The 14018-nt window shown below is 60.1% G+C and carries 11 protein-coding genes; 9 read left to right on the forward strand and 2 right to left on the reverse strand.

The annotated features are described in order from the left end of the window. From AC3WL7_RS19590 to AC3WL7_RS19610, 5 genes are all read left to right on the forward strand, one after another. On the forward strand, positions 1–336 hold a 336-nt coding region (locus AC3WL7_RS19590), incomplete at its 5' end, for a DUF2345 domain-containing protein (protein ID WP_492752603.1). Further along, positions 333–1307: a DUF4123 domain-containing protein gene (locus AC3WL7_RS19595; protein ID WP_492752604.1), complete on the forward strand. Its 975-nt coding sequence runs from the start codon at positions 333–335 to the stop codon at positions 1305–1307. The genes AC3WL7_RS19590 and AC3WL7_RS19595, both read left to right, overlap by 4 nt. After that, positions 1297–4794 (forward strand): T6SS effector BTH_I2691 family protein, encoded by a 3498-nt coding sequence (locus tag AC3WL7_RS19600; RefSeq protein WP_492752606.1) that lies wholly within the window; start codon positions 1297–1299, stop codon positions 4792–4794. Before AC3WL7_RS19595 ends, AC3WL7_RS19600 begins: the two co-directional genes overlap by 11 nt. Before the next feature lie 41 nt (positions 4795–4835). Beyond that, the gene (locus tag AC3WL7_RS19605; protein ID WP_492752610.1) at positions 4836–5831 is read left to right on the forward strand and encodes a DUF6708 domain-containing protein; all 996 of its coding nucleotides are present in this window, start codon (positions 4836–4838) and stop codon (positions 5829–5831) included. Positions 5832–6155: 324 nt separating this feature from the next. Further along, the gene (locus tag AC3WL7_RS19610; RefSeq protein WP_492752612.1) at positions 6156–7136 is read left to right on the forward strand and encodes a DUF6708 domain-containing protein; all 981 of its coding nucleotides are present in this window, start codon (positions 6156–6158) and stop codon (positions 7134–7136) included. A gap of 402 nt (positions 7137–7538) precedes the next feature. Here AC3WL7_RS19610 and AC3WL7_RS19615 read toward each other — a convergent pair whose 3' ends face one another. Beyond that, entirely contained in the window at positions 7539–8588 is a 1050-nt protein-coding gene (locus tag AC3WL7_RS19615) for a hypothetical protein (RefSeq protein ID WP_492752615.1), read from the reverse strand. 375 nt (positions 8589–8963) lie between these two features. Here AC3WL7_RS19615 and AC3WL7_RS19620 point away from each other — a divergent pair, with 375 nt between their 5' ends. From AC3WL7_RS19620 to AC3WL7_RS19630, 3 genes are all read left to right on the forward strand, one after another. Further along, on the forward strand, positions 8964–9881 hold the full coding sequence (locus tag AC3WL7_RS19620; RefSeq protein ID WP_492752617.1) for a DUF6708 domain-containing protein: 918 nt from the start codon (positions 8964–8966) through the stop codon (positions 9879–9881). A 272-nt stretch (positions 9882–10153) separates the two neighbouring features. Beyond that, complete coding sequence (locus tag AC3WL7_RS19625) at positions 10154–10957, forward strand: DUF6708 domain-containing protein (protein ID WP_492752619.1); 804 nt, start codon at positions 10154–10156, stop codon at positions 10955–10957. A 148-nt stretch (positions 10958–11105) separates the two neighbouring features. Continuing rightward, positions 11106–12047, forward strand: coding sequence for a DUF6708 domain-containing protein (locus AC3WL7_RS19630; protein WP_492752621.1), 942 nt, complete (start codon positions 11106–11108; stop codon positions 12045–12047). 39 nt (positions 12048–12086) lie between these two features. On the opposite strand, the gene AC3WL7_RS19635 is transcribed toward AC3WL7_RS19630, so the two are convergent. Beyond that, a complete protein-coding gene (locus tag AC3WL7_RS19635) occupies positions 12087–12863 on the reverse strand; it encodes a hypothetical protein (RefSeq protein ID WP_492752623.1) in 777 nt (258 codons plus the stop codon). Between the two features lie 215 nt (positions 12864–13078). Between AC3WL7_RS19635 and AC3WL7_RS19640 the strand changes: the two genes are divergently transcribed. Continuing rightward, complete coding sequence (locus AC3WL7_RS19640; RefSeq protein WP_079222203.1) at positions 13079–13942, forward strand: M15 family metallopeptidase; 864 nt, start codon at positions 13079–13081, stop codon at positions 13940–13942. Positions 13943–14018: the final 76 nt, after the last annotated feature.

The raw sequence follows: 14018 nt of genomic DNA on the forward strand, positions 1-14018 counted from the left end.
CTGCACGCCGCGCAGGGCAAGGTCAGCGCACGCGCGCACAAGAACCAGGCGATCGTGGCGGCCAAGACCCAGGTGCGCATTGCCAGCACCGAAGCAGACGTGATGCTGTCGGCGCCGAGCAAGCATCTGCTGGCGACGGCGGCAGGGGCCTACATCCGCATTGAGGGCGACAACATCGAGCTGGGCGCGCCGGGGAAGGTGGAGTTCAAGGCGAGCCAGCGGGAGTGGGTGGGACCGGCGAGTGTGGCGGGGGAGGCGAAGCTGCCGAGCGCCGAGGGCAAAGGCTGCGCGGAGCGCATCCGTGAAGCGGCGAGTACCGGTGCGGCTCTGGCATGAGCAGTTGGCCGTCATCACCCGAACAGCTGGCCGAGCACGCCACGCTGCCTCTCAGGAGTGCACTTGAGCGTTGCAGCACCCACGCGCTTGCGGTCGTTGTGGATCCCACGCTGACCGATCCGTGGGACGGATTGTCAGACCACCTGCCGAGCGCTTCGCTCCGAATGCGGATTCCGATCAGCCATCCTGATATTTCACCGTCCAACAGCCCTTATCTGATCGTGATAGGCGATGAGCGAATACAGGAACGATTGGTCAGCAAGACGCTCGAACTGGCAGCCAGGGAATGTCTGGAGGGGATTGAATCGGCCCGCAGCAGCAGGGCGATCTGTGGGTGGTTGCCTGTGGATTCCACGACGGCGTCCAACCCCACTGCATTGCTGCGAGGCTTGGCTGCATGCGCAACCGTTGTCGGCAGTAGCGGCAAGCCGCTCTATTTCCGCTATTTCGACCCCAGGGTCATGGGGCAGCTGGCAGGCATCCTGTCTCCCGACCAACAGCGCGCGCTCATTCATCCTGCCTTGGGCTGGCTGTTCTTGCACCCGGCAGGTCGCATGCACGCGCTGGAGCTCGGTGCAGAAAAAAGCTCGGGCCCAGAGCCGTTCTCCATGTCTCGCGAGCAGCTCAAAGAACTGGAGCGCGTTCCTTGGCTGCAACAGTTGCGTTTCCAGTCCCGTCAATGGGGCGCGGGAACTCCTCCGGAGGACGCGCAGCTGGACAGTGCGCTGATGCAGGCGCAGCGAGCGGGTTTGACGGCGCAGGAGGATTGTCTGGTCCACGCCACGTGCAGTTTCCTGCTTGGGCCGCGTTTCCACGCGCACGCGTACGTTTCATCGCTTATGGAGGACGCGCGGGGCATGCCCGGTCGTTTTGCCTCCGGAATGGCGCAATTGACCGATGTTCAACTGCAGGAAATCCGCGACTCAGTGGATGAGACAAGTATCAGGCAAGGGAGCCGTCATGACCGATAAGCAAGCTACACCCGCCGTCTCCACTGCCGTTCGCGCGGCAGCGAACAGCAAGGGTGAAACGCCAGGCCAATGCCGGAACTGCACTGGCAAGCAGGGGCTGGCCATCCTGCCTCTTTGCTTTGCGCCCGCGCCTGGCTATATGAACAAGTGGCTGTCAGCCGATGCAGCATCAGTTGCCGAACTGGCGCGCTTGGGAAAAGCGCTGAATGCTCCGGATGGCTCGGCGACCTGGTACTACCTGCGGACCCTGCCCACCGGATACCTGTACATCTACAAGCCGGACAATACCTGGGACGCCTACGTTGTCGGAACCGACGGCATGCTGAACCGCATGCCGGTAAATGCGATGCCACCCAAGCCCGATGAGACGGCGCTGACTTCATGCAGGCGAGAAGGCCACAGCAACGTCAAACCGCGCTTCATCACGCTCGATCCGAAGCTGGACAAGGTCTGGATAGCCTTCAGTCAGCATCGTTGGACGCCGGATGTCCTTGCCGCGTTCGAGGCTGACACCGAAAGCTGCCGAACGCAGCGGATGACTGAGCTCGACGTCCAACAGGCCATTCAGGGCAACGTGGGCAGCGGCAAGGCAGTTCACTTCGGCATGGTCGTAAGCGAAGACAGCCTCCGCGGTGTCGCTGACTTCACACCTGCAGCGTTCCAGGCACGGCTGCATGAATTCGTACCACGTGCCGTGCTGGATCTTTCCTCTGGTGCCGGCGCGCTGAGCGCAGCAATGGCGGCGGCTTCGGCAGAGACGCCACTGGGGAAGGGTGTGGCCTTGGTCATACCGGATCCCGTGGGCGTTGCCGATGATCACAACACCCTGCGCTTCATGGCACGCCAGCGCTACGAAGGCTGGAAGGGCGGCGGTGCCCGCGTGGACGGAAGCGGCATCGACCGAGTGCGGGCGTGGAAGCGTCAGTCGGCCACCCACGTAGCCTATGTGGAAACCTGGGCACGGGAGCGGGCCGAGTGGGAAGGCATGCAGACGCCGATGGCGATCCAGCGCGCAGGCGAAATGAACCGCGAGGAGGGTGCATTTCTCATCACCGAGCGTGAGTTCCAACGGAAGTACGGCAAGGCCGTGAATGAACCGCTGGAGAAAAATGGCGGATTGAATGTTTGGCACAAGGCGCGCTGGGTTCCATCCATCGACCCCGCCACAAACAAGCCGCGCATGACTGTGTCCAAGTTCTCCCAGACGAATGATCCGGACGACTATGACGATCGCTGGAAGTCCGAGCCGCTCGGTGGCACACAGCTTTCCGAGGAGTACCTGAGAGCCAACGGACGGTACCACGGCGCTAAACGGGTGAAGGACAAGCTCGAGCGCTATCGTAAGCGTCTCAACGTTGATGCCTTGAGCCAGTTCAACCAGCAGTATGCCCAGGATAGCAATGAATGGGAGACTGCCGTGAGGGCGATTGACGCGGATTTCGCGCAATTTTCCTCCGGTCCGTGGCCTGGAATCGTGTGCGCGAATGACTTCGGCAGCCGTAAACCAGCACGATCGCAGCAGCCTGCGCAGATTCGTGACTCGGTAGCAAACGCTGTAGCGAGGCTGCGCTCCGTCGAGTGCTTCTATGGTGGAGGGGCGGTCTCTGATAAATCCTTTGATCTTCTCAACACATTCTTCAAGCTAGATCCTTCCGACCAGAAGAACTGGTTTGCCGGCGCTCTACTGGATGGGTTTGATTTGCTGGGCACGGCGATAGCCCCCGGGAATGCCGGTACCGTCTACTCGGCAATACTGGGCGGAGCCATGTTGCCTAAATCATGGTGGGCTGAGTTTCGAGCTTATCAGCAGAGCGCGGTCAGTTCCGTGGAAAGTCTGGTGGGCTCGATGCAGCAGGTCGCGAGCGAGAACCGAACACGCGCCTTGAAGAATGCCAAGGGGGCGGGCGCCGCCGCTGCGGCGTCAGAATTAGCTGCTATTGCCAAAAGTGAAATCGTGTGGGTGCGGGCTGCTGCGCTTTGGGACTACATCGACACAGGTAAAGAGCACTATTCGATCAATGTGCGGATGAAGGCGGGCGAGTACCTTGACGCCATCGCAAACGGCGATCCGCTGGGCGCAGGCGCTTTCGAGGTTACCGGCAGAGGAACGGGATCGCGTGGAGCATCGCGGCAAGGGGCGAGGAACTCCAAGAAATTCTTTGAAGCCCTGAAGAAACGCCCGGAATTCAGTGCTGACATTACCGTCCCGATCATCGTCGAAAAGGCGACGTTGGAGCGCGCGGCGGGCAAATCCAACGTCACGCCTCTTTACAATATCGGCGAAGCCTCGGGTGTTGCGCAACTGCCGTCGGACATGGCGGAGCGACTTGTCCAGAGCAATACGATTTATCGCCAGCGCGGCCTCGCCGGCTTGGCAGCTCGCGAAGTTGTATTCTCTGGTCTGGGAATTTTTTTCTCAATACGACAGTTCTGGGATGCGATTCTCAAGCTGGGTGGAACCTCAGGCTTCAATTTTGCCGACGCATCAGTGAACGTGGTGGGTGGCGTTGCTGGAACCTTTGGGGGGGCTATGGAAATAGCGGCCTTCGTCTCCGAATCTGCGGGTCAACGTGGGGCGCCTGTGGCCGCATCTCTGCTTGCAGTAGAGGTAAACCGCGCGATCATGTTCCGTATGCTTGCGGGTGCTAGTGCAGGTGTCGGCACTCTAATGAGTGGTATTTCCGCTTATATCAGTTCTCAGCGAACTGAAAGGGAAGGGCAGCTTGAGGCAGCACATAACTATCGGATTGCGTCGCAACTTCTGACAGCGTCAGGTATCGCCATGATTGGGGGGTCGGTCATTAGTTGGAAGGCTGCGGTGGCTGCAAGAGTGGGGCAGCAGGTTGCAATGCGCATTCTTGGCGGCGTGGCCATCCGTACCTCTGCCGGCGCACTAGTTGGGGCTAGTGCCACAGGTGTAGGTGTTGTGCTGCTGATTATAGGCATTGCTTGGGCACTGTATGCAGCCAGCCTCGAGCACGACGAGAATGAAAAGTTCCTGGACAGGAGCTTCTTCGGCAAGCACGAGCGTTCTGAGGGAAGGTTCGGTGGCTCACCGATTCCGGATGAGGACGAGTGGACTGCGAAGGGGCTGGATCAGGAACTTCTTGCGCTGGGCGCGTTGGCCATCGGGCTGTGGGCGAGCATCGACAACTGGCAGGACAACGTGTTCAGCAAGGATGCGATTCTTGCAACGATTTCCGTGGCGAACTGGAAGCCGGGCGAGCGTGTGCTGAGGTACCGGCTGGAAGCACACGAATCGATGCCGGATCGGACGCTGGCCTCGATACCTGCCGGCGTGGAGATTGCCAGCGGCTCTACCCCACAACTCTTGCTTGAGCCTAGTGAGGATGCCGAAGGGCTCCACTCGGCAAAGATCGAGGTGCCCATTGATAACAAGTACAATGCTGTTCGGCTGATCTATTCTATTTTGGAAGCCGGAGAGCCGCAGCCCTTGGCGCAGGGCGAGGTGTGGGAAGAGGACTGATTCGGTCTCGTTCATATTGTTCGTATTAACCAGGAAACATGATGCAGCAAGATACAACTGCGCCATCTACTGCGCTGAAGCTTCCCGACAGGAATCACCAAGCGTCTTCGCGAGCGTCCTCGCACGGCGGTGTCCTCGATGTTTACGAGTATGGAGTATCGTTCGTCGATCAGATGAGTGCCATGCGCGGGTACGCCAGTAGCGGAGGTTGGGTTGGTGTCTTTACAGTAGGCTATGGGCTGTATCTTTCTTTTTTTGTTTTCGGATTCAGCTGGATGACAATCACTGAATTAGTCATGCTCTTGATTCTTTTGTCTCTTATACAGAGCGACTGGGTTGGCTATCGAGCCGAGCCTGTTTTGTTTGATTGCCGCGCAAGGAAGGTCCACATATTCAAGTCAATTGGGCTCCCTTGGTGGCAGTGGTGCTGGAATATTTTTGCGCGACCGCGTTGCGAAGTGCAGTCGTATGATTGGGATTGCGTAGGCGCGGAGATTGTTAGCTATACGATCTTTACCGGGCAAGTGCCTCGCCGGGAAGCGAGCTTGGTGCTTACGATCTCGGATCGCCCCGGCAGCTCGGTGGAGATCCAACGTGTTGGCGTTGGCCCGAGCTTTGGCTTCGGTAACCAGTCCGGCCCTGTAGAGCGATGGGAGTATATACGCCGCATGATGGAGGGCGTCGGTCCCGTCTGGATGCCCGGCGAGTCGCGGTATCAGGATTTTGCAGTAAGCTTGGGCGAGGCGTTGACAATTGCGCAGCCTCTGATCGGCCCAGGTTCCCATCAGTACTGGAAGAAGGGGCCGGCAATGTGGCTGCTGGGTACGGTTAGCCTGATCGCGCTGCCCTTGACTGCGTACATCGGACTGAATCGCTACATCAGTTATCGGTTGCAGCGGAAGCCTCGATGGCCAGTTGAGGTCTTGCAATCAGTGGGGGCCGGTCCATTCACCGATGCGGTTCTGAGGCAGCGGCTCAGCTTGGAGAAGCCGGCTGGAACTGGAAAGAAGCGACACAAGCGCTCGTCTTCCGTCTGAGCGGAGCTTGGGGTTATCGTTGATATACGGAAGCCGGTTGGCCTCCGCGACTGCACCGTGTCGAGCCCAGATGCGTCGGCGACCAAGATGGTTGGATTAGATTAGGCTTGTTGTCGAACTTCCCGCTTTTGAGAGCTTCGTGCACGTCAAGCGCGTGGTTGTTGGCCGGATGCCTTCCTGCGGGCTGCAGCCCCGACGCCAAGCGCTCGAAGGTCAAGACCATTGGCACGCGCGCGAGCGCAAGCAGGTCGATCGGTGGGAGGATGCCTGGGTGGGCCTTCGCGCCAAAGTCGAGCATCCGTTACGTGGCGAATTGGAAATGCGATGCAGGATGATTCAATTGCGCCATCTACTGCGCTGAAGCTTCCGGTGAAGAGTTACCAAGCATCCCCGCGATCCTTCACCCATGGTGGCGTGATGGATGTGTATGAGCATGGGATCTCATTTGTCGATCAGATGAGTGCCATGCGTGGGTATGCCAGCAGCTGTGGTTGGGTGGGCGTCCTCTCCTCAGCGCTTGGGTTGTATATTTCGTTTTTCGTCACTGGCGTCAGCTGGGTCACGATTCTCCAGTTTGCCCTGCTCTTTGTTTTTCTGCTGTTCGTCCAGGCCGACTGGGTGGGCTACCGTGCCGAGCCGGTCCTGTTTGATCAGCCTGCAAGAAAGGTGCATGTATTCAAGTCACTTGGACTAGCCTGGTGGCAATGGGGCTGGAATGTGTTCGGTCGACCTCGTTGCGAAGTGCAGTCCTATGATTGGGATTGCGTAGGCGCGGAGATTGTCAGCTATACGATCTTTACCGGCCAGGTGCCTCGCCGGGAAGCAAGCCTGGTGCTTACGATCGCGGATCGCCCCGGTAGCCCGGTGGAAGTCCAACGCGTTGGCGTTGGCCCGAGCTTTGGCTTCGGTAACCAGTCCGGCCCTGTAGAGCGATGGGAGTACATACGCCGCATGATGGAAGGCGTCGGTCCCGTCTGGACGCCCGGTGAATCGCGGTACCAGGACTTCGGAGTAAGCCTTGGTGAAGCATTGACTATCGCGCAACCTCTTATCGGGCCAGGTTCCCGCCAGTACTGGAAGAAGGGGCCGGCAATGTGGTTGCTGGGCACGATCAGTCTGATCGCGCTGCCCTTGACCGCGTACATTGGATTGAATCGCTACATCAGTTATCGGTTGCAGCGGAAGCCGCTATGGCCGGCTGAAGTATTGCATTCAGTGGGGGCCGGTCCATTCACTGACGCCACTCTGAGAGAGCGACTCAGCCTGGAAAAGCCGGGGGCGGGTGGTACGAAGCGGCGCAGATAAGGATTTCGATGTGCCCCGCCATCCGCATTGACCGCGGGCAAGCTCGGGCATCTGCCTTGCCTGTGTCAAGTTGCATCCGCATCTCGGCGCAGGACGGTCTTAAGCGTACCCGGCCAGCCAGAGATCACGGGAGCTCTGACTCCCCGCCATCTCACCTTGTGCTGACAAGAATCGCTGTGAAGAGCACCAGTGCGATGCCCGCGATCAGCGGACTGATGGCAAGCCATCGCTTGCTCCTGGACTGCCAGCCGGTAAACCGGCGGAGGTAGTGATAGATGGAGTGCGCAAGGAGCCCGATGAGTCCAATGGACAGCGCAATGTAGAAAAGGTTTCCAAAAGAAATCGTCATTGTGCAATCGGATACGTACTGATGAGGGGCAGCAGCAGGCAAAGAACGCGTTGTCAGCTGCGCAGGAAAACAAGCGAGTAGGTGATGAAGCTCCAGCCAATCAAGCTGATCAGGCAACTGATGCTGCACACCACCGCGACCTGGAGGGCAGCCTTTCTCCTGCCGGCAATGTCTTCAGGGCTGGAGCGCAGAATGGAATAGTGCTCGCTGCTGCCGCGCGTGGAGTTGCTGGCAAGAAGGTCCGTGGGTGGCGCTACCGGGCGCTTGAACCGGGCATAGAGCATCTGTGACAAGGGTTCTGGCCAGAAGATCAGCCATAACAGTACGTTTCCCAGATACTGCGGGACAGCGAAGACGTTCCAGTTCATGGCGCGGATGCGTTCAATCATCTCCTTGCCCGCGCCACCGGCAGAGAGCGGTCCTCGTTCCAGCAAGGATGTCGTCCAGTGCGATGGATCAACCAGAAAGGTCGCGGGCATCGCTTCGGGCGCTTCATCCATATAGCGCCGGATCAGCTCCCATGTCTGCTGGCAGGCTTCCCGGTCTGGAAGGGGGCCATCGACAGTAAAGCGCAGGCGCCATAGTTCAGGAGTCTCGGGATAGATCTCCATCAGGTCGAGAGCCATCATCAAGAGCGCGCCGGGCTGGGCCGAGCCGTAGCCGACGCGGGCATAGGGCCTGACGTTGTTCCAGTCCAAAAGGCATTGCTTGCCGTCGACAACACAGAAGACTTTCCGGGTCCTGCGGAAGAAGTACAGGTCGCTCTGCTTGCTGCCAATGCTCAGCTTGATGCACAGGAAAGCGGTTCCCAGAAGTGTCGCGGCACCAAGGCCCGCGCTCGCCGATGCGAACACACGCATTCCCATGCTTTCTGTGGGTTCAAGCGCCACCATCGCCCCCATGTAACCCAGGCCGATGGCCATGCACAGCATCACCAGAGCAGCGACCGGCATGATGGATTCCATCCGCGAAGCAGCATTGCCTTCCGACCAGACCATGGCCTCGTCATCAAGGCGCACCACGTCACGCACGGAGTAGGCCCGCGAAGTTGCATCAGGTTGTAGGGGGCCTTCAGTAAATCGGAGATCCTGTTGAGTCTGCATGCAGCGAAATTTGCTTTGAATGCGGGCTCCATCGAGGCTATGCCCGGGATAGTGCTGACGCAAGCCCATGACTATTCTGGGCATGAACATCACTGTGTTGGGGGTTGTTTCGAATGGCAGAGTCGGTCGACAGCGAGGCGGGATGAGTGCTGACCGGCGGCAACGTTCCTGTGCATGTCGCAGGGGCGCACGACACCACGTTGTTGCAGTAGGATCGTCCATGGACTGGGTTGGAGTGTTGAGGTAATGGACTACGCTGGAATCGATGCCAGGAATCTTCGTTTTGCGGTCAATCGTCCCCTCACGGTCGCTGAGGAAGATCAGCGATTGGACGTTTCGGCCTCAGTAGGAATGCCCGCACGGAGCGGGCTGTCCGTGATCAAGTTCAGCTCGACCTGCCTCGAGCTGGTGGATCGCTGGTACCCGGTGAAGGGCTTCAATGTCTGGCTCTCGGTCATGGGCGCGCTCGCGTTCGTGCCCACGTCGTCCTACCTCTTCGTGAACCTGATTCTCCTGGGTGAGCCATTCCGGGAGGACGAACGCTGGATCCTCTGGTGCTTCTGGCTCTTCATTGCGCCCGTGTCACTGTTCATTCTTGCCGGCATCGTGTGGCTCTTCAGAAGCGAGTGCTTCCGATGGACGCACTATCCGATCCGATTGGATCGCGTGAATCGCAAGGTGCACTTCTTTCGTCAGGACGGCACGGTTGCCAGTGGTGACTGGGACCGCTTGTTCTTCTTCATCGGCGAGTCAACGACGCCGCCCATAGGACGAACCCACGACATACGCGCGCATTTTCTCTCCGATGACCGGAAGATCGTCCTGGAGACGTTCTCGCTGGGCTACGAGTACATGGGGGAGCGGTCGGATCTGCTGGGGCTGTGGGAGTTCATCCGGCTGTACATGCAGGGCGGGGACGCGGAGCTTGAGCATCTCTGTGGGGAGGTAGGTTACTACTTGCCCATCCATGACAGGAAAGAGGGATTCGTGTTTGGCGTGGTCCGGACCTTTGCCGGCCTGGTTCGCTGGCCCTGGTTGCACGTTGTTTTCTGCTTGCCTTTCAGCTTCATTGCCTTGGGCCGATGGTTGGCGATGACGACCAGCCGCATCCCTGCGTGGCCGACCGAAGTGGAGGGCGGCGCCGGTGTCGACCGAGCAGACCCATGGCAACGTGATTGGCGTGACAATCCGCGTCTGGGTTTCCTGGACAAGGCTTGGCCGATGATCTGCACTGCGATTGGTGTCGTGATGGGCACTGCCATTGTGTCCGCGATCTGGCGGTCGACTGGCTAGCGGTGAGAGCGCTTGCGAAAGGTGGTGCATTTCTCTGGCATGAGTCAAGTAAGGTGGGCGATGAGTCAGTTTGCGGGTTGGTTATCCAGCAAGTATGTGGTTGGCAGGGCGCCCACTGCTTACGAAGAAAATGCTGATGTTGGAAATTTTGACTCGTCAGGATTTACACCGGTGGATCGCGGAATCATCCGGGTGGATGAGGCGTGCCTGGAGTACGTGGACCGCCACTTCCTATACCGGGGTTGGGCTGCAATGGGGGCGCGGTAGGTTCTGTGCTTGCCTTGATCTTCGGTGGCGCCATTCTCAGGTCTGACCTTTCCGACGGTGCGTTGGACTACGGCCTGGTGCCATTTTATCTGGCAATCATCGCGTTTCTGGTGTTCTCGTACACGTTCCTCATTTCGAAGGATGTACTCAGACATCAGTACTATCCGTCGCTGTTCAATCGTGAAGAGGGGGTTGTGTATTTCTTTACGGGCAGGGACGATGGATACGTGAAGGTGCCCTGGGGTGATATAAAGTTCATCATTGGGAGGGATAAGCCCTTCGGTCCAGATGAGGGAATGACCTACGACTTGAAGGCGCTCATAATGGACGGTGGCAAGATTTCACACGTGTTCGCGATTGGGTCAGATTGCGGCTCAAGCCCGGCAACCGTGCTGGCGCATTGGGAGATGATAGGGCGATTCATGGAGGGCGGAATCGGCGCCCTTCCGTTTCCTCCGCTTCAGTTGTACACGTCCACAATTGATTCCTTCCGCAATGCCTTCGTCATACACGTGTCGTCTGCTGGTCGGGGTTTGATGTGGATCGCCCTTCCATTGACTCTCCCGTGGGCGATTTTCAGATACCTGGTTATGAAGACATGCAGGCGTCCGGTGTGGCCGGCTGCCGTGGCTCGACAGAGTCTGAATACCGATTCCAGAGTTCTGCGTGCTCCGCCCGTTTACGGTGGCGTTGATCGTTCGCATGGAAAAGATGATCTCCTGGCTTCTTACTGGATCAGCAGCATTCAGGAGGCCAGGAGTAGGGATGGGGAAGTAAAGGCTCAACTTTGCCGAGAAGGTGTTCCCTAGCAGCCCGGTACGGAGTCAGGGCCGCTTGGTATGTGAGACATTCCTGGTAGTGCAACCATGTCGGGTTACAAGCGTGCGCCCACCCAGTCTCGCGTCACGCCATTTCCTCTGTAACATGCAACCGGTTGGGGTTGGCAGGGATGAGGATATGTACACCGGATGGATGCGGGAATTTCCCATTGGTAGCGCGCTCTCCGCTGAAGAGTCGGCTTCACGCTTGAACAGGCACGAGGCCCAGGTCGCAGCGCCCGACGAACGCGCCTCACTCGTCCGCTTCAACTCAACCTGCATCGATCTGATCGACCGGCGCTTCAGGCTGCGTGGCATGGTGTCGACCACCGTGGTCCTGCTGGGCACCATGGGCCTGTTCCAGCTCGGCTTCTTCCTTCTCTTCACGCTGGTGATCCCCCATCTTGAGGGCGACGCGTGGGACTGGGTGATGTACGCGATGGTGGCGGTGTGCGTGATCGGTGCGCCGACCCTGTTCTGGCACACGACACTCAAGTACGAGTTTTTGACGTACGCGTGGTATCCGACCCGATTCAATCGTCGCAACCGGATGGTCTATTTCTTCACCGGCGGCAAGGAAGGGGCCGTGGCAGTGCCTTGGGATGAGGCGGTGTTCTATATCGGACGAGGCACCAGCCAGGCGTTCCTGCGTGATCTGCGCTGCAGCATCATTGATGAGGGCGTGGTCCAGCGCACCTTCGCCGTGGGCCACTACTTCGATGACGAGCAGACGATCAGGGGACTGTGGGAATTCGTCAGGCGCTACATGCAGCAAGGGCCGGCGGACGTGGTCGACACGATCAAGGGCCGGCAGATGAACCTTTCGGTCAATCCTTCCCTGCGCAACTGCTACCTGTTCGTGGTCGCCAGTCTTGGCCCAGCCATGCTGGGCGCCCGGTTCGCGCTGATGCCGTTGCTGCTGCCCCTGGTGCTGTGCCGCTGGCTGGTCCTGCGGTCCTGCCGCATGCCGGAATGGCCGCAATGGGTGGAGGATGCCTGCAAGGTCGACCCGAATGACCCGCTGAGACTGGCCGAGCCTGAGGTCATGGCGCAATCGCAGGCGGGTCCGCAGTCCATCTGACCGTGAGAGCCGGGCAGGGCTCGACTCTACGGTTCTCGCTTACATCGCCGGGCAGGCCGGATCCTTCCCGCTCACCGCCGCACAGATACGGCGGCGGCAGTCCACGCCCTTCAGCGAGGTCGGGCTGGGGCAGCTGCGAAGCTGCGCCTGGATGCTCGACTCGGTCGATGCGGACTTCTTGCTGGCCACGCGCTCGAATGCGGCACGCTCGTCCTCGGTGCGCTTGCGCTGATCGGCCTCAATCTGCGCAATCAGCTCGTCCATGCTCTGCGGCTGGGCGTTGGCCTTCGCCTTGGCCTTCGCTTTGTCCTTGTCTTCTTCCTTGATGATGCCAAGCAGGGTGCCGAGCAGGTTCTCATCGCCCTGGCCCTTGCTGCCGGGCTGGGTTCCTGCGCGAGCGCTGCGCGCGGCCTGCGACGTGCCACGTGCGCCACCGGCCGGTGCCGCTGCAGCCGATGCAGCTTCCGGTGCAGTGGCCGCCGCATCGGTCGGTGCAGCTGCGGCATTCTCCAATGGCGCACCCGTGGCGGCGCCATCGCTGCCTGCAGGTGCATCAACAATCGTGGCGGCGCCGTCATGCGGCGCGCCGACAGGGACGTCCGGATGCCCGGTGGGTCCGCTGGACTGCGCCGGATCCGGGGTCAGCGAGTACTCGCCGGAATCGCTGTAGCCGCCGCTGCCTGAAAGGCCCCAGGCGGCCAGGCCGGCAATGGCGGCGATCGCTACGGCGACCCCCAGCCACAGGCCGATGCGGCGGTTCCCGCCGGACGGTGTGCGCGCGGCACGCGTGGACGTGGTGGTCTGTCGACCTTCCATGTCTGCGAGAATTCGGCCCGATGTCGGTGCCTGGCCCTTTGCCTGCGCTCCCCCTGAGAGCAGACTTGGCCGATTGATTCCGCCATTATTCAAGTGCATCCAGCCCTTGGTGTGAGTCGGCAGCTGCCGAAGCGAATTTCCGCATTCTTAGTGAAAGCGGATGGGGCGTCAACCAGAGCGCATGTCAGGGAGGACCGGTGGTACCAATCGTGGTTATGGCCATTGCCGTTGTAATGCTGGTGGCCGGCGTGTGCTGGGTTTTGCTGTTCCCCGAAAGCGTCGAGTCGCTGCGCGCGGTGCTGGGTGCGACGCTGGGCCGTTTCCGCCGCAAGGCGGGCCGCGTAGGGGGCCGGGTCGGTGATGGTGTGACGCGGGTGCGCAGTGGGGTTCGTGAAGAAGCGGGCGCCGCGCACAGCGCGATTCGTCGCCATTGGCCAATCATGGCGATTGCCGCAGCGGCGCTGCTGATTCCTCCAACTGTGATATTGGTCACACGAAAGACGGTGGTGCTGGAAGATTTTCGGGGCGATGATTTCGCAGAGTCGGGTTCAATGGTCGCGCAGCTGTTGCGTGGGGAGCGCCTGGCGCCGCCACCGCCACCGCCGCCGGAGGTTTTCACCACGGCAGAAGTGCGGCGGCTGCGGCCGGAAATCGTCACGGCCGACCGCAAGTGGGACCAGATCGATCCCGACCTGCAGCAGCGTGTGCTGGCCATCTACGAAGTCATGCGGCGCCAATATGGCTATGAGATGGTGCTGATTGAGGGCTATCGCAGCCCGCAGCGGCAGGCCGAGTTGATGGCGGGCGGCAAGGCGACGCGGGCAGGGGCCTGGCAGAGCTGCCATCAGTACGGGCTGGGCGTGGACAGCGCTCCCATGCGTGATGGCAAGCTGCAGTGGGATATGAACGACGCTTGGACCAAGCGCGGTTACTTCCTCTACGGCGAGCTTGCCGAGCAGGCCGGGCTGGACTGGGGTGGCAACTGGCGCAGCATCAAGGATTACGTTCACGTGGAAATGACAGGGCGCTGCCGGGCCGCACGCGCCGCCAAGCGCGAGGAGCTTTCACGCCAAGGGTGATAACGCTTCTGTGATACTGGTATCGTTGCGGGGATGATCCAGGTCGCCGCGTCCGTGGCGATGGAAGGCTGGATTA

This window comes from Stenotrophomonas sp. FW305-3-2-15-E-LB1, from assembly GCF_058787375.1.